The following is a 19,528-nucleotide window of genomic DNA, read 5'->3' as shown; positions in this document are numbered from 1 at the left end:
AAACAAGAAGAAGAAAAGAAACAAAATGAACAAAATAACGGAAATGGTCAAGGAACGACACCTCCAGCGAATAACGGAGGAGGCCAAGGAACGACACCTCCAGCAAATAACGGAGGAGGTCAAGGAACGACACCTCCAGCGAATAACGGAGGAAACCAAGGGACGACACCTCCAGCAAATAGCGGAGGAGGCCAAGGAACGACACCTCCAGCACATAATGATGGAGGTCAAGGAACTCCAACCCCACCTGCAACAGTACAACCAAATAATGGTGGAAATGCAGGAGAGGTTCCTGCCAATAATGGACAATAAGAAAAATTTATAGAAAAGTTTTCAAAAGAGCACTTAAGATTTGTAGGAATTTACAATCTTAAGTGCTTTTTTCATTTTGCTACAGAAAATGTAATGTTAAGGGCTGGATAGAAGAAAAAGAGTGAATTAACGTAAAGAGAGGAAAGTCTATTTGCAAAAGATGGTATGTGTTGGTTATCCCGCAAAGTGACTAACTGTGATGAATCATATAAAGTATTAAATAAGTAAAAATTATATTCAAATCTTTAATAAATATCTTTCTTTAATGGTTACTTTAGTTGGGGAAACAATTTAAAAAGTCGAATTTCTTATTTAGGAAATTCGACTTTTTTATGTTGAAACTGGAGTGAAGTTAATCTTTATTGCAATGTAGGGGGAATACAGTGATGGCTATTAAATGTTAAACGTACCATAAAAATTTTGAAAATAAATTGATGGGAAATGATAAAAGACTTGGGCCTGAGGTGGTGGAGCGTAGCTAGGGTGATAAAAGGTAGTGCTACTTGGATGGGCACCATGATGCCAAAATGAAGGGGTAGTTTGACCTGGTGATTGGTATTGTTGCCAAATTGCTGGAAGTTCAATGCCGACATCGGAACTTGCTGTATGAACGGCGGGGGCATGTATTTCGGGTATCGAAGGAACCGCGACAGTTACTCTTGATGATAATACCCACATAAAATAATCACTCCTAAGTTGTGATAATAAATTAGTATATTCTTTTCACACGTATAAAGGTACATATATAGGACTTTCGTTTAAAACATGCGTACAAAGTCTTAAGACTAATGTAAGCTGATGGTGGACTATTTAATAAGAAAAGATACGTCTATTTGCGGAGGGAAAAAAGATCAATAAAATGTACAATGAGGGTGTTAATCGTAATATTTTACGAGTGTATGGAGGGGTTTTTATGGAACGATTATGGACGAAATCATTTATTCAAATGACTTTCGCAATGTTATTTTTATTTACAGGATTTTATTTACTTGTCCCAACGCTACCGCTATTTATTAAAGAGATAGGTGGCAATGAATCGCAAGTTGGACTCATGATGGGGATGTTTACAATAGCTGCTGTTGTAATACGACCGATTATTGGAGGAATGTTAGATCAATATGGTAGAAGCTCCTTTATTATTTTCGGACTCATCTTTTTTGGATTAACGATGTATTCCTATAATATAGCATCGACTATTGTCCTTTTAGCTGTTTTACGTGTTATTCACGGAGTAACATGGGCTGTTTCTACAACAGCTGTTGGAACAGCAATAACGGATATTATTCCAGATTCACGCCGCGGTGAAGGTATGGGTTGGTACGGGATGGCGATGACAATTGCAATGGCGATCGGACCAATGATTGGACTATGGGTTGTACAAAATTATTCATTTCATGGTCTATTTTTATTAGCGACGTTGTTATCTTTTATGGCAGTCGTATTATCACTAATAACGAAGATGCCATTTACGCCACAAAAAGAAAAAGGAAAAATTCAGCTATTTGAGAAATCCGTATTAACAATCACGATTGTAGTATTCTTTTTATCGTTTGCATATGGAGGAATTACAACCTTTTTACCGTTATTTGCATCATCAATTCATGTGAATCCGGGAACTTTCTTTCTTGTATATGCAATTGCATTAACAATTGTAAGACCAATTTCAGGGAAACTATTAGATAAGTATGGAGAAGTATTCATCATACTCCCCGCATTATGTATTACTATTTTAGCTATAGTTGTTTTAACTATTTCAAATGGTTTGTTAGGTGTAATTATCGCAGCAACATTATACGGTATTGGATTTGGTTCAGCGCAGCCAGCTTTGCAAGCGGCAATGCTTACAATTGTTGATCCGAGTAAAAGAGGAGTTGCGAATGCTTCATTTTTTACAGCATTTGATTTAGGAATCGGATTAGGTGCTATTTTACTTGGAGTGGTTTCACAAATGTTTGGTTATCGTATTTTATTTTCAGGGAGCGCAATTTCAGCATTAATAGCCTTAATTATTTTCGTCTTCTTTGTAAAACAACGATTAGGAAAAAAAGAGTTTGCGTAAACTGGAGGAATAAAGATGAGAATTTCAATTGATCGTAAAGCTCTGCAATGGTTCCAGGAAGAATTACGTATAAAGCACGGTGAATCTGTACGTTTTACTGTAAGGTACGGAGGGGATAGTTCAATTCAGCCCGGATATTCTTGAGGGGTTGTTGCTGAGAAAGCAGATGGGGAAATAGTGTCAGTTGAGAAGGAAGGTATTATATTCTTTGTAGATTGTGATGATCTTTGGTATTTTCAAAACTATGATTTATTTGTAAGTTATCATGAGAAAATGGAAGAAATTCAATTTAATTATGTAAAATAATAACTTTATTAAAAATGAATAAGTTTTATATAAAAATTATATTTAAGAGATAGTGAAATAAATATCATATAGTAACGAGCTGTATTTATGTACAGCTCGTTTTTTCTATTTCTCAAATAAAATTAGAATAATGGTGTATTTGGCGGTGTTATATGAAAAATCTTTATATCTTGTTTTTGAAAATACACAAAGAAGTCTATTCTTTCTTTATAAAACATAATAATTATTTTCAAAAAATTGTATTGTTACAGTAAAAAAAGTGTAGGAAACTTATCATTATAAAATAAATTGAAATCTTCTAAAAACTCTGATACATTGAAATAGAAATGTAGTTTCACAATATTGTAAAGGCTTACAGTTATGTGCACGAAGATCTATTAGGATTGGAGGAAATAATGATGAAAGCTGAAGAAAAATTTTCCCCGGGATTAGATGGTATAGTGGCAGCGGAGACGAAAATCTCGTTTCTTGACACAGTAAAAGGTGAAATTGTAATTCAAGGGTATGACTTAATCGAACTCTCAAAAACAAAAGAGTATTTAGACATTGTGCACCTTTTATTGGAGGAACAACTACCGAATGAAGATGAAAAAGCAGTACTTGAAAAGAAATTAAAAGAAGAATATGCAGTACCAGAAGGTGTATTCAACGTACTAAAGGCATTGCCTAAAGAGACGCATCCTATGGATGGATTACGTACAGGTGTGTCGGCGTTAGCTGGTTACGATAATGATATCGAAAACCGCTCGTTAGAAGTGAATAAAAGCCGAGGGTACAAGCTGTTAAGTAAAGTGCCAAACATTGTAGCGAATAGCTATCATATTTTAAATAATGAGGAGCCAATTGAACCTCTTAAAGAATTATCTTATAGTGCGAATTTCTTCTATATGTTAACTGGTAAAAAACCAACTGAACTTGAGGAGAAGATCTTTGATCGTTCCCTTGTTTTATATAGTGAGCATGAAATGCCAAACTCTACATTTACAGCTCGCGTTATTGCATCAACACAATCAGATTTATACGGTGCTTTAACAGGTGCAGTTGCATCTTTAAAAGGAAGTTTACATGGCGGTGCAAATGAAGCGGTTATGTACATGCTTTTAGAAGCTGGTAATGTTGAGAAATTTGAAGAGTTATTACAGAAGAAACTATATAACAAAGAAAAAATTATGGGCTTTGGACACCGTGTTTATATGAAGAAGATGGATCCAAGAGCACTTATGATGAAGGAAGCTTTAAAACAGTTATGTGATGTAAAAGGTGATTATACACTATATGAAATGTGTGAAGCTGGAGAAAAGATTATGGAAAAGGAGAAGGGAATTTATCCAAATCTTGATTATTATGCAGCTCCAGTATATTGGATGCTAGGTATTCCAATTCAACTTTACACACCAATCTTCTTTAGCTCTAGAACAGTGGGATTATGTGCACACGTTATTGAGCAACATGCAAATAATCGTTTGTTCCGTCCACGTGTAAATTATATTGGCGAGCGACATGTACTTAGTAAATAAGAACAACTGGGGAGTTGTTAGCGCCGCCCGCCAGATGGGTGTTTGACCGACACCCATCATTAATAATAACGAATTTTCGACAGAAAGGAAAGGATAGCATGATTAAAACAAATGAAATTAAGCAAAAAGATGCATTATTAGAAGAGATTACGGATTATGTATTAAATAAAGAGGTTACTAGTGCAGAAGCATTCAGTACAGCTCGTTACGTATTACTTGATACACTTGGATGTGGAATTTTAGCACTACAATATCCAGAATGTACGAAATTACTAGGACCAGTTGTGCCAGGAACAGTCGTGCCAAATGGTACACGTGTACCAGGTACGTCTTATGTACTAGATCCAGTAAAAGGTGCATTTAATATCGGATGTATGATCCGTTGGTTAGACTATAACGATACTTGGCTTGCAGCAGAGTGGGGACATCCATCTGATAACTTAGGCGGAATTTTAGCGGTTGCAGATTATATTAGCCGTGTTCGTATTTCAGAAGGAAAAGAAGCTTTAAAAGTACGTGAAGTATTAGAAATGATGATTAAAGCACATGAAATTCAAGGCGTCCTTGCTTTAGAAAACAGCTTAAACAGAGTTGGTCTTGACCATGTATTATATGTAAAAGTAGCAACAACTGCAGTAGTTGCGAAAATGCTTGGCGGAACACGTGAAGAAATCTTTAATGCATTATCACATGCGTGGATTGATAATTCTAGTCTTCGTACATATCGTCATGCTCCAAATACGGGCTCACGTAAATCATGGGCTGCAGGTGACGCAACGAGCCGCGGTGTTCATCTTGCAATGACTGCTCTAAAAGGTGAAATGGGTTATCCAACAGCATTATCTGCACCAGGTTGGGGATTCCAAGATGTATTATTTAACAAACAAGAATTAAAATTAGCTAGACCACTAGAGTCTTATGTAATGGAAAATGTATTATTTAAAGTATCATATCCAGCAGAATTCCATGCACAAACAGCTGCAGAGTGTGCTGTGAAATTACATCCAGAAATTAAAGAAAGATTAGATGAGATTGACCGTATTACAATTACAACTCATGAATCAGCAATTCGTATTATCGATAAAGAAGGTCCATTAAATAACCCGGCTGATCGTGATCATTGTTTACAATACATTACGGCAATTGGTTTATTAAAAGGAGATATCGTTGCGGATGACTATGAGGATGCAGTAGCAAATGATCCACGTGTAGATGAATTACGTAATAAGATGGTTGTTGTTGAAAACAAACAGTACAGTTTAGATTACCTTGACCCGAACAAGCGCTCAATCGCCAACGCTGTTCAAGTTCATTTCAAGGATGGCACTGTAACAGAAAATGTGGAATGTGAATATCCACTTGGTCATCGTTTCCGTAGAGACGAAGCAATTCCAAAAGTTGTTCAAAAATTCACTGCAAATATGGCAGGTCATTATTCTAGTAAGCAACAAGAACAAATTCATGAAGTTTGTTTAAATGAAGAAAAGCTAGAAAATATGAATGTAAATGAATTTGTAGATCTATTCTTAATTTAATAATAGGGGGAATTTAGAATGGCTTGGGTTGTGAAAAAGCAGTCAACACAAGAGGAGCTTGCGAATCGATTCCGAGCTTTAGTAGAAGCAAATGAAATTTTGCAAATTCCAGGTGCTCATGATGCAATGGCGGCTTTAGTTGCAAAAAATACAGGTTTTTCAGCTCTTTATTTATCAGGAGCTGCTTATACTGCAAGTAAAGGCTTACCAGATTTAGGTATCGTGACGTCTACTGAAGTGGCTGAGAGAGCAAGAGATCTAGTTAGAGTTACAGATTTACCAGTTCTTGTTGATATTGATACAGGATTTGGCGGTGTATTAAACGTAGCGAGAACAGCAGTAGAAATGGTGGAAGCAAAAGTTGCGGCTGTTCAAATTGAAGATCAACAATTACCGAAGAAATGTGGACATTTAAATGGTAAGAAACTTGTTACTACAGAAGAATTAGTTCAAAAAATTAAAGCGATTAAAGAAGTTGCGCCAAGCTTATATATTGTGGCACGTACAGATGCTCGCGGTGTAGAAGGCTTAGATGAAGCGATCGAAAGAGCGAACGCCTATGTAAAAGCAGGTGCAGATGCGATATTCCCTGAAGCGCTTCAATCAGAAGAAGAGTTCCGTCTATTTAATAGTAAAGTAAATGCGCCTTTACTTGCGAATATGACTGAGTTCGGGAAAACACCGTATTATAGTGCAGAGGAATTTGCAAATATGGGCTTCCAAATGGTTATTTATCCTGTAACTTCACTTCGTGTTGCAGCGAAAGCATATGAGAATGTGTTTACTTTAATTAAGGAAACAGGTTCTCAAAAAGATGCACTTTCAAGTATGCAAACGAGAAGTGAGTTATATGAAACAATTTCATATCATGACTTTGAAGAATTAGATACTGGAATTGCAAAAACAGTATTATCAGAGGATCAATAGATAAAACAACTAAGGCGATGAGAATACATCTTTGGCAAAACGAACTGCTTGATGTGAAAATTCATCGCCTTCTGTTTTCAAAAATAAGAAATTCCACTCATCGTAGACGAGCATACATAGTAGCAAGTAAGGCCGAAATGATAGGGGGATTCAGATGGAGAAAACGAAGTTACCGTGGGATGAATTTTTTTCACTTAATAAAGATGTGAATCATGCTTTCTTTACGCCAGAAGATTTTTCAGGTGATGAAGATTTAATCGCAAAAACGACAGAACAATTCGTTAAACAAGAAATTGTTCCACAAATGGACAATATAGAAAAACATAACTATAAAGTTTCTCGTCAATTATTTGAGAAAGCTGGAGAACTTGGATTATTAAGTATTGAAGTCCCAGAAGAGTTTGGCGGGTTTGAGTTAGGAAAGGCAGTTTCAGGGCTTGTAGCAGAAAAAATGGGATATGCTGGGGCATTTAGCGTTTCCTTTAATATACACGCTGGTGTTGGTACATTGCCTTACATATATTACGGAACGAAAGAACAGAAAGAAAAATATTTACCGAAAATTGCATCAGGAGAATGGATTGGGGCTTATGCTTTAACTGAGCCAAATGCTGGCTCGGATGCATTAAGTGCAAAAACGAGCGCAGTATTGAATGAAGATGGTACAGCTTGGAAGTTAAATGGTGAGAAGCAATGGATTACAAATGCTCATATGGCAGATGTATACGTTGTTTTTGCGAAGACAAATAAAGGAATGACAGCGTTTATTGTCGAAAGAACATGTGAAGGTGTATCTATTGGATTAGAAGAAAAGAAAATGGGGATTAAAGGTTCTTCAACAGCGACTCTTATTTTAGAAGATGTTGTCATCCCTGCTGAAAATGTTTTAGGGGAAGTTGGGAAAGGGCATCACGTAGCCCTTAATATTCTTAACTTTGCTAGACTTAAACTTGCTTTTGGAAATATTGGAACAGCAAAACAAGCAATTGGTTTGTCGGTTCAATATGGAAAAGAGCGAAAACAGTTCCAAACGGAATTAGTAGACTTTACGATGATTCAAGAGAAAATTGCAAATATGATCATTGCTACATATGGAGCAGAAAGTGCAGCTTATCGTACAGCAGGTGTAATCGATGAAGCAATTCATGAGAGCGATGAAGATCTTATGAAGAAAATGTCCCAATTTGCAATTGAATGTGCACTGAATAAAGTGAACGCTTCTGAAACACTTGCTTATATCGTAGATGAAGCTGTACAAATTCATGGTGGTTACGGTTATATGCAAGAGTATGAGGTAGAACGATTATATCGTGATGCTAGAATTAGTCGTATTTTTGAAGGAACGAATGAAATTAATAGATTAACAGTTGCCAAAATGTTAATGAAGCAAATCGAACAATTAGAAGATACTGAAGTAGAAAGTGATGTAGCAAATGTCGAAAGAAACCATCGTTACATATTATTAGCGAAAAAATTGTTGAAACAATCTTTGAAAACGCTCTCTAAAACTCCAGGTCTAAAAATCGACCAAGAACAAGAATATTCACGTGTAATTTCAAATATGTTGACGGACGTGTACGTCATGGAATCAGCGTTTTTACGTACGAGAAAAGCGGTAAGTAAAAATGGTGAGGAAAAAGAACGTACGAAGCAACTCATAACGGATGTTATTTGTGAAGAAGGATACCGTAAAGTAGAAGAAGCAGCGATTTCTGTACTTTCGGCGGCTGTCACAGAAGAACAAGATAGACATGTGATTTTAGCTGAAATCCGTCAATTATTAGTACCTTTATACACGAACGTATTTACGAAGAAGAGAGAAATTGCGAAAGCTATTATAAATCGCGGGAAATATATTGTGTAAATAGGAGGAAAGCGATATGAAAAAGATTGGTTTTATCGGTTTAGGTAACATGGGTCTTCCGATGTCAAAAAATCTAGTTAAATCAGGTTACACAGTATATGGCGTGGACTTAAATAAAGAGGCAGAAGCGTCCTTTGAAAAAGAAGGCGGAATTATCGGTCTATCAATCTCAAAACTAGCAGAAACATGTGATGTAGTTTTTACAAGTTTACCTTCACCTCGCGCTGTTGAAGCGGTATATTTTGGAGCAGAAGGATTATTTGAAAATGGTCACTCAAATGTAGTTTTCATTGATACAAGTACGGTATCGCCGCAGTTAAACAAACAATTAGAGGAAGCTGCAAAGGAAAAGAAAGTAAACTTTTTAGCAGCACCTGTGAGCGGCGGTGTAATTGGAGCCGAAAATCGTACATTAACGTTTATGGTTGGTGGATCAAAAGAGGTATATGAGAAAACGGAATCTATCATGGGCGTACTAGGCGCGAATATTTTCCACGTTAGTGAGCAGATTGATAGTGGTACAACTGTTAAGTTAATTAATAACTTATTAATTGGTTTTTATACAGCTGGTGTGAGTGAAGCTTTAACATTAGCGAAAAAGAACAATATGGATTTAGATAAAATGTTTGATATTTTAAATGTAAGTTATGGTCAAAGCAGAATCTATGAACGTAATTTTAAAAGTTTTATAGCACCTGAAAACTACGAGCCAGGATTTACTGTGAACTTATTGAAGAAAGATTTAGGGTTTGCAGTTGACTTAGCTAAGGAAAGCGAACTCCATTTACCGGTAAGCGAAATGTTATTAAACGTATATGACGAAGCGAGTCAAGCTGGATATGGTGAAAATGATATGGCAGCTTTATATAAGAAAGTTAGCGAGCAATTAATTTCTAATCAAAAATAAATTATACAAAGGAGAGAATATAATGATTACAACTGAAATTAAACGAGTAAAAAATCACATTAACGGTGAGTGGGTTGAATCGACAGGTACGGAAGTAGAAGCAGTTCCAAATCCAGCGACTGGAAAAATTATCGCTTACGTTCCACTATCTCCAAAAGAAGATGTTGAAAAAGCTGTTGAAGCGGCAAAAGCAGCATTCGAAACATGGTCTAAAGTACCAGTTCCGAATCGTTCAAGAAATTTATATAAATATTTGCAGCTATTACAAGAAAATAAAGATGAGCTTGCAAAAATCATTACGCTAGAAAATGGTAAGACGCTAACGGATGCAACAGGTGAAGTACAGCGTGGTATTGAAGCGGTAGAACTTGCAACATCTACGCCAAATTTAATGATGGGTCAAGCGCTGCCGAATATTGCTAGCGGAATTGATGGATCAATTTGGCGCTACCCAATCGGAGTTGTTGCTGGTATTACGCCGTTTAACTTCCCGATGATGATTCCGTTATGGATGTTCCCACTTGCAATTGCTTGCGGTAATACATTCGTATTAAAAACATCGGAAAGAACGCCACTTTTAGCGGAGCGACTTGTAGAATTATTCTATGAAGCAGGTTTCCCAAAAGGCGTATTAAATTTAGTACAAGGCGGAAAAGATGTTGTAAATAGCATTTTAGAAAATAAAGATATTCAAGCTGTTTCGTTCGTTGGCTCTGAGCCGGTAGCTCGTTACGTATATGAAACAGGTACGAAACACGGAAAACGTGTACAAGCGTTAGCAGGTGCGAAAAACCATGCGATTGTAATGCCAGATTGCAATCTTGAGAAAACAGTACAAGGTGTAATTGGATCTGCATTTGCAAGTAGTGGAGAGCGCTGCATGGCATGCTCAGTAGTAGCAGTAGTGGATGAGATTGCTGATGAATTCATTGATGTATTAGTAGCAGAAACGAAAAAATTAAAAGTAGGCGATGGCTTTAACGAAGATAACTATGTTGGACCATTAATCCGTGAATCTCATAAAGAGCGCGTTTTAGGCTATATTAATAGCGGTGTAGCAGATGGGGCAACTTTATTAGTAGATGGCCGTAAAATTAATGAAGAAGTTGGAGAAGGTTACTTTGTAGGTGCGACAATCTTTGATGGCGTGAATCAAGAAATGAAAATTTGGCAAGATGAAATTTTTGCTCCAGTATTAAGCATTGTACGTGTTAAAGATTTAGAAGAAGGTATTAAACTAACAAATCAATCTAAATTTGCAAATGGTGCGGTTATTTATACGTCAAATGGTAAACATGCACAAACATTCCGTGATAACATCGATGCTGGTATGATTGGTGTAAACGTAAACGTTCCAGCACCAATGGCATTCTTCGCATTTGCAGGAAATAAAGCTTCATTCTTTGGTGATTTAGGTACAAATGGTACAGATGGCGTTCAATTCTATACACGTAAAAAAGTTGTAACTGAGCGCTGGTTTTAATATAGAGTAAACAGCCAAATCAGCTATTAAATGAAAACCACCACTATTAATAGTGGTGGTTTTCATCTTGTTAATTATTTTTTTCAAAAGCTAGTTTAATACCAAATCCAATTAGGACGACTCCTGTTAGCCCTTGAATATAACGTTGCGTCTTTGGTTTTTTCATAAAAGCACTAATTTTATCAATTAAAAATATATAAAATGCAAACCAAATGACTGTTAAAACGAGGTAAGTAAGGCCCATTACAAGAAGTTGAATAAATGTATTATGATTTGGATTTAAAAATTGCGGTAAAAAAGTTAAAAAGAAGACTGCAACTTTAGGATTTAATAAATTTGTAAGAAATCCTTGGCGAAAGCAAGAAGTATGTTCGTTTTCATTATTCAAAGATAGATCATTTGTATCTAAGTTTTCTTTGTTTCTTACTGCTAAAAGGGCTTTAATACCGATATATATTAAATAGAGAGCCCCAACGTACTTGAAAATAGAAAATAAAAGAGCTGACTTTACAATAAGTGCAGAAAGACCAATTACAGCAGCTAAAGTATGAATTAATAGTGCAATACATGTACCAAACACTGTTTTCACTCCACCGACTTTACCAGCAACCAATGTGTTTTTCGTAGCCATTGCTGTATCTGGACCAGGTAAAATGATAAGGCAAATAGACATAATGATGAAAAGAAGATAATTTTCTATCATAGCCGCCCCTCCTTTTTATTTTTAGAATATTTGATTAAAATCAGTGTAGCACAAAAATGGATTTAATAAAATTAAATTTTATTAAAAATTATTAAATAAAAAAGGCTATATAGTAGCTGTAATTTCACTACTATATAGCCTCGATTTTATCCCGCAATTTGCGAGTAGTAAGATTTCCACCGCACAAGATTTAGCTGGAGCAAAGAAATTAGGTGGGGGATGAACAAACCACCCACTCGTTACAGTTTCATTTTATGCATTAAGTAAATTAAAGAAACGATTCACATCTTCTTCTGAAACGTCACTTAACTGTTTATATTTATAATTCGGATTTTGATCTTTATCAACGACAACGGAGCGTACTCCTTCGAAGAAATCTTCATGTCTCATGAAGTTTTTAGCAAGTATAAGGTCCGTAGCGAAACATTCTTCAACGGATTTATCTTGTCCATCAATAAACTGTTTTAATGTTACTTTTAGTGAAATAGGGGATTTTGATAACAGTGTTTCTTTCGTTTTTAGAGCAAAGGAGCTTTCATCTTTCTCCAATGAATGGATGATTTCTTCAATTGTATCGAAAGCAAAATGTGAATTGATTACTTCTAATGAAGGAGGCAGCTCGCTTTCTAAGTTTGGAGCAGTTGCGAATGTACGAATAACTTCTTTTAAATTAGTATGTACATCATCTTCTTTATGCCAATTTACACTTTCAAGTTCAGTAAGAAACTCTGGTAATGAATCAGATGTCATAAAGTAATCAGCAGCATTAATAAATAATACGTCAGAAGCTTTTAAAATAGATGCTGTTAAAGCAACGAAGCGTCCTGTATATCCAGGTGCTTTATTTAAGAAATATGCAGCTCCGACATCTGGGAAGAAGCCGATATTCATCTCTGGCATTGCCCATTTCGTACGTTCAGTTACAATGCGATACTTCGCACCATTTGTAAGACCGACACCACCGCCCATTACAATTCCATCTAAACAAGCAATAATCGGTTTTGTATATTGATAAATATATGTATCAATTTCATACTCTTCTTCAAAAAAACTTTCTGCATGTTGCAATGCCACTTCATTGGAACGCGCTTCATAAAGAGTTTTAATGTCGCCACCTGCACAAAAACCTTTTGTGCCAGCTCCTTTTAACACGATAAGTGCAATACGCTCATCGCGTTCCCACTCTTTAAGTTTTTGTCCGATAGGTTGTAACATGTCATAAGATAAAGAATTAAGTGCTTTTGGACGGTTTAAAGTAATTGTTGCAACGCCGTTTTCACTAACAGAAAATAAAACGTGTTCAGTCATAATGCATCCTCCCTTACATATCTTCTTATTCTTAATTCTTGATATGTACTGAAATGTCCTTTATAAATTTCGTCAAAAGTTGACGGTAAATATTAATTTGGTCACCGCGTATTTTGACGAGTTATCTTTGCAGGATTTCAGAGACTGAGGGGGAATATTACAACATTACTGTAAGTGTAATTATTTGAAGTTATAATGATAAAAGCGCTATTATATAGGTGTGAATTGTTCATTATCAATTCTAAAAAGAGTGTTTGAAGAAAAAATGAATCGTACAATTGTAATAAAAAATTTTACACTGAATTAGAAATAGAGAAAGGAGAAATCGGAATGCCAGGACCTTTACTATTGTCGGTTATTATTTTGTCTTCTTTAATGATAGGGATAACGCAGTATTTTCATCATACAGATACGACAGAAGAAGTGAAGGATAAAGTACGTCTCGTATTTCCGATTTTTATAATATCTATTTCATTCTGTATTTTATTAAATAAAGATGGGTACATTGTCGCAGTGTTCTCATTTTTCGTCGCAATCGTTTTAATTACCGTTTTATATTATGTAATGAAAGACTTTATACAAAAATAAAGATGTCATAATAGGCATTTTTATTTTGGGGAAAATATAAAATTTCACATACCGTATTTTATATAAAATACATAAAACATATAACAATAGAAAAGTATGTACTTTGCTGTGTATGTACTTGTCAATCTTGCATAGCCACTATACTATTAAAATGTAGAGATTATAAAAAGGGGTTGTATCTATCATGAAATTTGAGATGCACACAAAAATTATTTCAAATGAAAAAGAAGTAAGATTACATATTGAAGAAAATATATTTCAATTAATATTGGATGGTTATCACTTATTTACAATTCAAGAAATATTGCCTTTATATAAATCAAATGAAGAAAGAATTGGAAGTGCAACGATATTGAAGCTAGAGTGGGAGAACGGAAAAACTACAATAAACTATCAACTCGTTTCACTAAAATCAGTAAATTAAAAGGAGTAGAAAAATATGAAGTTATTTCATACAGCGGATTGGCATTTAGGTAAGCTTGTTCATGGCGTGTATATGACTGAAGACCAAAAGATTGTATTAGATCAGTTTGTACAGGCTGTTGAAGAAGAAAAACCAGATGCTGTAATTATTGCAGGGGATTTATATGACCGAGCAATTCCACCTACAGAAGCAGTAGACTTATTAAATGATGTGCTGCAAAAAATAGTTATTGATTTACAAACACCAGTTATTGCAGTAGCTGGTAATCATGATAGTCCGGATCGTATCCATTTTGGAAGTAGTTTAATGAAAAAACAGGGATTACATATTGCAGGCCAATTTCAATTCCCGTATGAACCTGTTGTACTAAATGATGAATATGGAGAGGTTCACTTCCATCTAATACCGTATGCAGACCCAAGCATAGTTAGACACGTGTTGAAAAATGAAGACGTACGTTCTCATGATGATGCGATGCGCATTTTTATGAATGAGCTCTCTGAAACAATGGATAAAGAAGCTAGACATGTATTTGTTGGACATGCATTTGTAACTTCTTCAGGAGAAGCGGAGGAGAATACAAGTGATGCAGAACGACCACTTTCAATTGGTGGTGCTGAATATGTAAATAGTCATTATTTTGATAAGTTTCATTACACAGCGCTTGGACATTTACATCAAGCGCATTTCGTACGTAATGAGACCATTAGATATTCAGGTTCACCACTTGCCTATTCAATTTCTGAAGAGAAACATAAAAAAGGTTATTACATTGTAGAACTGAATGAAACTGGTGAAGTAGCAATTGAAAAAAGGTTACTTTCACCACGTCGTAAAATGCGAACAGTAGAAGCGAAAATAGATGAATTATTACAGCACCCAGTAAGTGAAGATTACGTATTTGTAAAATTATTAGACGAAAACCCTGTCTTACAGCCAATGGAGAAAATACGATCTGTATATCCAAATGCAATGCACGTTGAAAGAGCGATGCAAAGGCGAGAACTCACAGATACAAATGAAGTAACTGTTTCAAGACATAAAACGGATGATTTATCTCTTTTAAAGGCTTTCTATAAAGAAATGAAAGGGTTAGATTTATCAGAAGAGAAAGAACGCCTATTTATAGATGTATTACAAACAGTGCAAGAACGGGAAGGTGAACGAGGATGAGACCGATTCAGCTTATTATGACAGCATTCGGGCCATATAAACAGAAAGAAGTAATCGATTTTGAAGATCTTGGAGAACATCGTATTTTCGCTATTTCTGGGAATACGGGAGCTGGAAAAACAACGATTTTTGATGCGATTTGTTATGTGTTATATGGTGAGGCTAGTGGAGAAGAACGTAGTGATACGAGCATGCTTCGAAGTCAATTTGCTGATGATGATGTTTATACAAGTGTAGAACTAACCTTTCAGTTAAAAGGGAAGCGCTATGAAATAAAAAGACAACTTGGACATAAAAAACAAGGGAATAAGACCATTACAGGACATGCAGTAGAATTATATGAAGTGATTGATGGAGAAAACGTTCCAGCCGTCGATCGTTTTCATGTAACAGACGTAAACAAAAAAGTGGAGGATTTAATTGGGTTAAGTAAACATCAATTTAGCCAAATTGTTATGTTACCACAAGGGGAATTCCGAAAACTATTAACATCTGAGACAGAAAACAAAGAAGAGATTTTACGTCGCATTTTTAAAACGGATCGTTATAAATTAATGCGTGAGTTACTTGATCAAAAGAGAAAACAATGGAAAGACGTCTTGCAAGAAAAACAAAAAGAGAGAGAGCTCTATTTCCGTAATGTTTTTAAATTACCAATCCGTGATGGAGCATTATTAGAGACATTAGCGGCACAAGAACATGTAAATACGCATCAAGTAGTAGAAGCGTTAGAACAAGAAACAACAGTGTATAAGGCAGAGGTTGAGCAATTACAAGTAGAACAAGATGTTCAAACGAAGCAATTAAAGGATGCAGAAACACGTTTTCATGCAGCAAAATCTGTAAATGAGAAATTTATAGATTTACAACAAAAGAATGAGAAATATAACACTTTACAAGAGAACCGTGCAGCAATTGAAAGAAAAGAAAAATCCTTTAAACGTGCGGAACAAGCAAAGCGCTTATTACCATTTGAACAATGGTATGAAGAAGCGATGCAAAATGAGCAGAAAGCTGAAAGTTTGTTAAAACAGATAATCGTCAAACAAGAACAGATAATGAACAGCTTTGAACTTGCTGAGGAGAAGTATGAAGTAGTAAAGAATAAAGAAGCTGAACGAGAAGAGGCTAAAAAACTTGTTCAAAGATTAGAAGAGTTACAAGCAATCATTGAATCATTAGCTGAGAGAAAGCTGAATTTACAAAATGCCGAGATTCAAATAGGGAAATTAAAAGAAAGTATGCAAAAGTTGGATCAACAACTAGAAGAGCATACAAGCCAAAAACAGAGAATGTCTGATGAATTGCAACAATTAGAACAAGCACTTGAGCAATATGTAGCTAAAGTAGAAGAACTAACGAATATGCGAGAAGATGCAAAAGTTTTAAAGCAAGCATATGATGTTTGGCAAGAAAAACAAAAATTCGAGCAAGAAAAAGAATCGGCAAATAATAAAATGCAAGTGGCAGTTCGCGCATACGAAAACATGGAGCGCCGCTGGTTAAGTGAACAAGCTGGTATATTAGCTCTTCATTTACATGACGGTGAATCTTGTCCAGTATGTGGTAGTACGAATCATCCGCAAAAAGCTACAGAGCAAAGTAATGCGATCGATGAAAAAGAGTTAAACGATTTAAGAGATAAGAAGAACATTGCTGAAAAATTACATGTGCAAGTAGAGGAGAAATGGAATTTTTATCGACTACAATATGAACAAGTGATAGAAGAAGTTGTGAAGCGTGGCTATAACTCCGAAAAATTAGTTGAAACATATAGTGCACTTGTTCAAAAAGGAAAACAATTAGCAGCAGACGTTAATACGTTAAAAGCAAGTGAAGAAACACGTAAGCAGATTGCTGCGAACATGAAAAGCGTAGAAGAAAAAATAGAAGAACTTCAGAAACAAAAACGGGAAGTAGAAACAATGCAGCACCGTACAGAAATGGAGTGCATGCAACTTCGTACGTCATATGAACATGATAAACGAAATATTCCAGAAAACATACAAACAGTACAAGCTTGGAAAGCACAGTTTGACCAAGCTATGCACGAACTCAAGTTTATGGAGGATGAATGGAAGAAAGTGCAGGAAGCGTATCAGCATTGGCAAAATGAAAATATACGTATTCAAGCAGAACAGAAAGGTGCTTCTAATCAATTTGAAAGTGCAAAATTGAAGAAAGAAGAGACTTTCGCACGCTTTATGAAAGAACTAGAACAAAGCGGATTTACAGATCAATTCACGTATAAAGCAGCCAAATTAAGCGATGCCGAGATGGAGATGTTACAGAAAGAAATTCAAGGTTATTATTCATCTCTTGAAGTGCTTGCAAAACAAATTGAAGAGCTAAACTCAGAATTAAAAGATAAAGAGTATATGGATATTACATCTTTAGGTGAACACATAAAAGAACTAGAAATTAATCTCGATATAATTAAAGAAAAACGTCAACGTGCGCAAAATGCGGTAACATATATTTCTGATTTACATGAAAACATTAGACGTATTGACGAACAAATTCACGAGGAAGAAAAAGCCTTCCAAGAACTTGTTGATTTATATGAAGTAATGAAAGGTGATAACGAAAGTCGTATATCATTTGAACGTTACATTTTAATTGAGTATTTAGAACAAATCGTTCAAATCGCAAATGAACGACTACGTAAATTATCAAATGGACAATTTTATTTAAAACGAAGTGAACGAGTTGAAAAAAGAAACCGTCAAAGTGGATTAGGCTTAGATGTGTACGATGCATACACTGGCCAAACGCGCGATGTAAAAACATTATCCGGCGGAGAGAAATTTAACGCATCACTTTGCTTAGCGCTAGGAATGGCAGATGTCATTCAAGCATATGAAGGTGGTATTTCTATCGAAACGATGTTCATCGATGAAGGGTTCGGTTCATTAGATGAAGAATCATTAACGAAAGCAGTTGATGCCTTAATTGACCTACAAAAATCAGGCCGATTTATCGGTGTCATTTCACACGTACAAGAACTGAAAAACGCAATGCCAGCTGTATTAGAAGTAACGAAGCAGAAGGATGGTTGTAGTCAGACTAGGTTTGTGGTGAAGTAAGCTTAGAAGATGGAGTAGGGAATCTACTGATACTTTTAGTGTCATATGTATGAATCATAAAACGTCGTCTCTTCATATTGGAGGCGACGTTTTATTTTATAAAATATCTATGAATTATCTGTAGAAGGCGGCGTATTCTCCAAACGATTATAAGCTTTAAAGGCTGAAATTGCTGAGATAACCCCGCCTACTAAAAATAAAGCGGATCCTCCAACTAAGATGATACGACTGACATATGTTTCCCGTGCTTCTTCGACTTCTTCTTGTAACGCTGTAGGCATATGAATTCCCCTTTATAAAAGTTGTTTTATAAATAGTATATACAAACGCCTAAAATGTGTTAAAATAACTGATGATTTTATGCAGTGGGTAATTAGATGAGTAGGATGCGAGTGGCTAAATAAATCTTCATCACAAATTTATGCGAACTTCACATAGAGCACATATTAACATTGTATTATGTATATGTACCAAATAAATAAAGTGAATGTAAGTTCTGTTTTCAAAAATTTAAAATCCTTTTATTTCTATATGAAAGTTTTAATCGAGGGTTTTAAAAATTTTGGAAATAGATCTTATAAAAATGGAATTCATATAAAAGGGGAATGTCTTATGACAACATATACAAGTGAAATGAAAAAAACTTTAGTTTCAGAAGAAGATGTAGATATTTTAAAAATTATGGCGCATCCAATCCGACTGCAAATTGTAAATGAATTAAGTACAAGAAAAACTTGTAATGTAACACAATTAACAGAGTTACTGAACATCCCGCAATCTACTGTTTCACAACATTTATCAAAAATGAAGGGTAAAGTGTTACGAGCAGAGAGAAGAGGTTTAGAAATTTATTATCATATTAACAATTTAAAAGCGAGTAAGATTGTTAATGTTTTAGGGTATATAAACTAGTGAAATATTTTTATATAAAATAGCCCCTGCTGTTTAGCAGGGGCTATTTTGTGTTGTTTTATGTATTTGTATTTAAAACTTTATAGTTTTTATGATTTACAATTGTTCGATCAAATTCAAAAGTACCACCGCTTACATTTGTAATTTCAACTAAGACCGATTCAGTATAAAGTTTTAATACAGATCCTGTAATCTTTAAATTGTTTCGTTGAAAAAGTATAGTATCCCCTACGTTTGCTTTCATAGTACCTCCTCATTAAAGACAGAAATATTTTTTTATTATATATATTAAACCACGGATAGATATATTAGTGAATATTTAGTTTTATTTATTGGGAAAAAAATTGTGATTTTATAAAAAATAAGGTGAATCGAAGTATAAAAAATTTTTCTATTGTATTTAATCAGTAGCTTTTTGTATTTC

At 35.0% G+C, this 19,528-nt stretch carries 17 protein-coding genes and 2 pseudogenes; 14 read left to right on the top strand and 5 right to left on the bottom strand.

Features of this window, described 5'->3' with window-relative positions; all coding sequences use genetic code 11:
* Positions 1-312 (top strand): annotated as a pseudogene (locus tag MR170_RS06760) (penicillin-binding protein); the annotation flags it as partial.
* 393 nt (positions 313-705) lie between these two features.
* Here MR170_RS06760 and MR170_RS06755 read toward each other — a convergent pair.
* Positions 706-990 carry a hypothetical protein gene (locus MR170_RS06755; protein WP_016081731.1) on the bottom strand — a complete coding sequence of 95 codons (285 nt, stop codon included), beginning with the start codon at positions 988-990 and terminating at the stop codon, positions 706-708.
* A 235-nt stretch (positions 991-1,225) separates the two neighbouring features.
* Between MR170_RS06755 and MR170_RS06750 the strand changes: the two genes are divergently transcribed.
* From MR170_RS06750 to MR170_RS06715, 8 genes and pseudogenes are all read left to right on the top strand, one after another.
* Positions 1,226-2,371: an MFS transporter gene (locus tag MR170_RS06750; RefSeq protein ID WP_098641294.1), complete on the top strand. Its 1,146-nt coding sequence runs from the start codon at positions 1,226-1,228 to the stop codon at positions 2,369-2,371.
* Between the two features lie 15 nt (positions 2,372-2,386).
* Positions 2,387-2,677: pseudogene (locus tag MR170_RS06745) on the top strand (HesB/YadR/YfhF family protein).
* Between the two features lie 395 nt (positions 2,678-3,072).
* Positions 3,073-4,194: a citrate synthase gene (gene mmgD / locus MR170_RS06740; protein WP_016081729.1), complete on the top strand. Its 1,122-nt coding sequence runs from the start codon at positions 3,073-3,075 to the stop codon at positions 4,192-4,194.
* Positions 4,195-4,292: 98 nt separating this feature from the next.
* Positions 4,293-5,729 (top strand): 2-methylcitrate dehydratase, encoded by a 1,437-nt coding sequence (gene prpD, locus MR170_RS06735; RefSeq protein ID WP_000598139.1) that lies wholly within the window; start codon positions 4,293-4,295, stop codon positions 5,727-5,729.
* 18 nt (positions 5,730-5,747) lie between these two features.
* A complete protein-coding gene (gene prpB / locus MR170_RS06730; RefSeq protein ID WP_242307801.1) occupies positions 5,748-6,656 on the top strand; it encodes a methylisocitrate lyase in 909 nt (302 codons plus the stop codon).
* A 154-nt stretch (positions 6,657-6,810) separates the two neighbouring features.
* A complete protein-coding gene (locus tag MR170_RS06725; RefSeq protein WP_242307800.1) occupies positions 6,811-8,520 on the top strand; it encodes an acyl-CoA dehydrogenase family protein in 1,710 nt (569 codons plus the stop codon).
* A gap of 16 nt (positions 8,521-8,536) precedes the next feature.
* On the top strand, positions 8,537-9,427 hold the full coding sequence (locus tag MR170_RS06720) for an NAD(P)-dependent oxidoreductase (RefSeq protein WP_016081726.1): 891 nt from the start codon (positions 8,537-8,539) through the stop codon (positions 9,425-9,427).
* 22 nt (positions 9,428-9,449) lie between these two features.
* On the top strand, positions 9,450-10,910 hold the full coding sequence (locus tag MR170_RS06715; RefSeq protein ID WP_000633344.1) for a CoA-acylating methylmalonate-semialdehyde dehydrogenase: 1,461 nt from the start codon (positions 9,450-9,452) through the stop codon (positions 10,908-10,910).
* Between the two features lie 70 nt (positions 10,911-10,980).
* On the opposite strand, the gene MR170_RS06710 is transcribed toward MR170_RS06715, so the two are convergent.
* Positions 10,981-11,613 (bottom strand): LysE family translocator, encoded by a 633-nt coding sequence (locus MR170_RS06710; RefSeq protein ID WP_000572360.1) that lies wholly within the window; start codon positions 11,611-11,613, stop codon positions 10,981-10,983.
* Positions 11,614-11,865: 252 nt separating this feature from the next.
* Positions 11,866-12,921, bottom strand: coding sequence for an enoyl-CoA hydratase/isomerase family protein (locus MR170_RS06705; RefSeq protein WP_242307798.1), 1,056 nt, complete (start codon positions 12,919-12,921; stop codon positions 11,866-11,868).
* Positions 12,922-13,251: 330 nt separating this feature from the next.
* Here MR170_RS06705 and MR170_RS06700 point away from each other — a divergent pair, with 330 nt between their 5' ends.
* The 4 genes from MR170_RS06700 (at position 13,252) to MR170_RS06685 (ending at position 18,192) form a co-directional block, all read left to right on the top strand.
* Positions 13,252-13,509 carry a hypothetical protein gene (locus MR170_RS06700; protein ID WP_001119409.1) on the top strand — a complete coding sequence of 86 codons (258 nt, stop codon included), beginning with the start codon at positions 13,252-13,254 and terminating at the stop codon, positions 13,507-13,509.
* A 184-nt stretch (positions 13,510-13,693) separates the two neighbouring features.
* Entirely contained in the window at positions 13,694-13,933 is a 240-nt protein-coding gene (locus tag MR170_RS06695; RefSeq protein ID WP_000667344.1) for a DUF2584 family protein, read from the top strand.
* 15 nt (positions 13,934-13,948) lie between these two features.
* Positions 13,949-15,106, top strand: a complete 1,158-nt coding sequence (locus tag MR170_RS06690) for an exonuclease SbcCD subunit D (protein WP_000765150.1) — start codon at positions 13,949-13,951, stop codon at positions 15,104-15,106.
* Positions 15,103-18,192, top strand: a complete 3,090-nt coding sequence (locus MR170_RS06685; RefSeq protein ID WP_016081722.1) for an AAA family ATPase — start codon at positions 15,103-15,105, stop codon at positions 18,190-18,192. Before MR170_RS06690 ends, MR170_RS06685 begins: the two co-directional genes overlap by 4 nt.
* Before the next feature lie 107 nt (positions 18,193-18,299).
* Here the strand turns inward: MR170_RS06685 and MR170_RS06680 are convergent, their stop codons facing one another.
* On the bottom strand, positions 18,300-18,473 hold the full coding sequence (locus MR170_RS06680; RefSeq protein WP_016081721.1) for a hypothetical protein: 174 nt from the start codon (positions 18,471-18,473) through the stop codon (positions 18,300-18,302).
* 331 nt (positions 18,474-18,804) lie between these two features.
* On the opposite strand from MR170_RS06680, the gene MR170_RS06675 reads away from it, so the two are divergent.
* Positions 18,805-19,104: an ArsR/SmtB family transcription factor gene (locus MR170_RS06675; RefSeq protein WP_000214794.1), complete on the top strand. Its 300-nt coding sequence runs from the start codon at positions 18,805-18,807 to the stop codon at positions 19,102-19,104.
* A gap of 58 nt (positions 19,105-19,162) precedes the next feature.
* Here MR170_RS06675 and MR170_RS06670 read toward each other — a convergent pair whose 3' ends face one another.
* Positions 19,163-19,348, bottom strand: a complete 186-nt coding sequence (locus MR170_RS06670) for a YkvS family protein (RefSeq protein ID WP_000646793.1) — start codon at positions 19,346-19,348, stop codon at positions 19,163-19,165.
* Positions 19,349-19,528 lie beyond the last annotated feature (180 nt).

Source organism: Bacillus cereus group sp. BfR-BA-01524, from assembly GCF_022662595.1.
Classification (GTDB): domain Bacteria; phylum Bacillota; class Bacilli; order Bacillales; family Bacillaceae_G; genus Bacillus_A; species Bacillus_A thuringiensis_S.
Note: the sequence above shows the minus strand (reverse complement) of the source record. Positions and strands in the feature narration are given on the sequence as shown.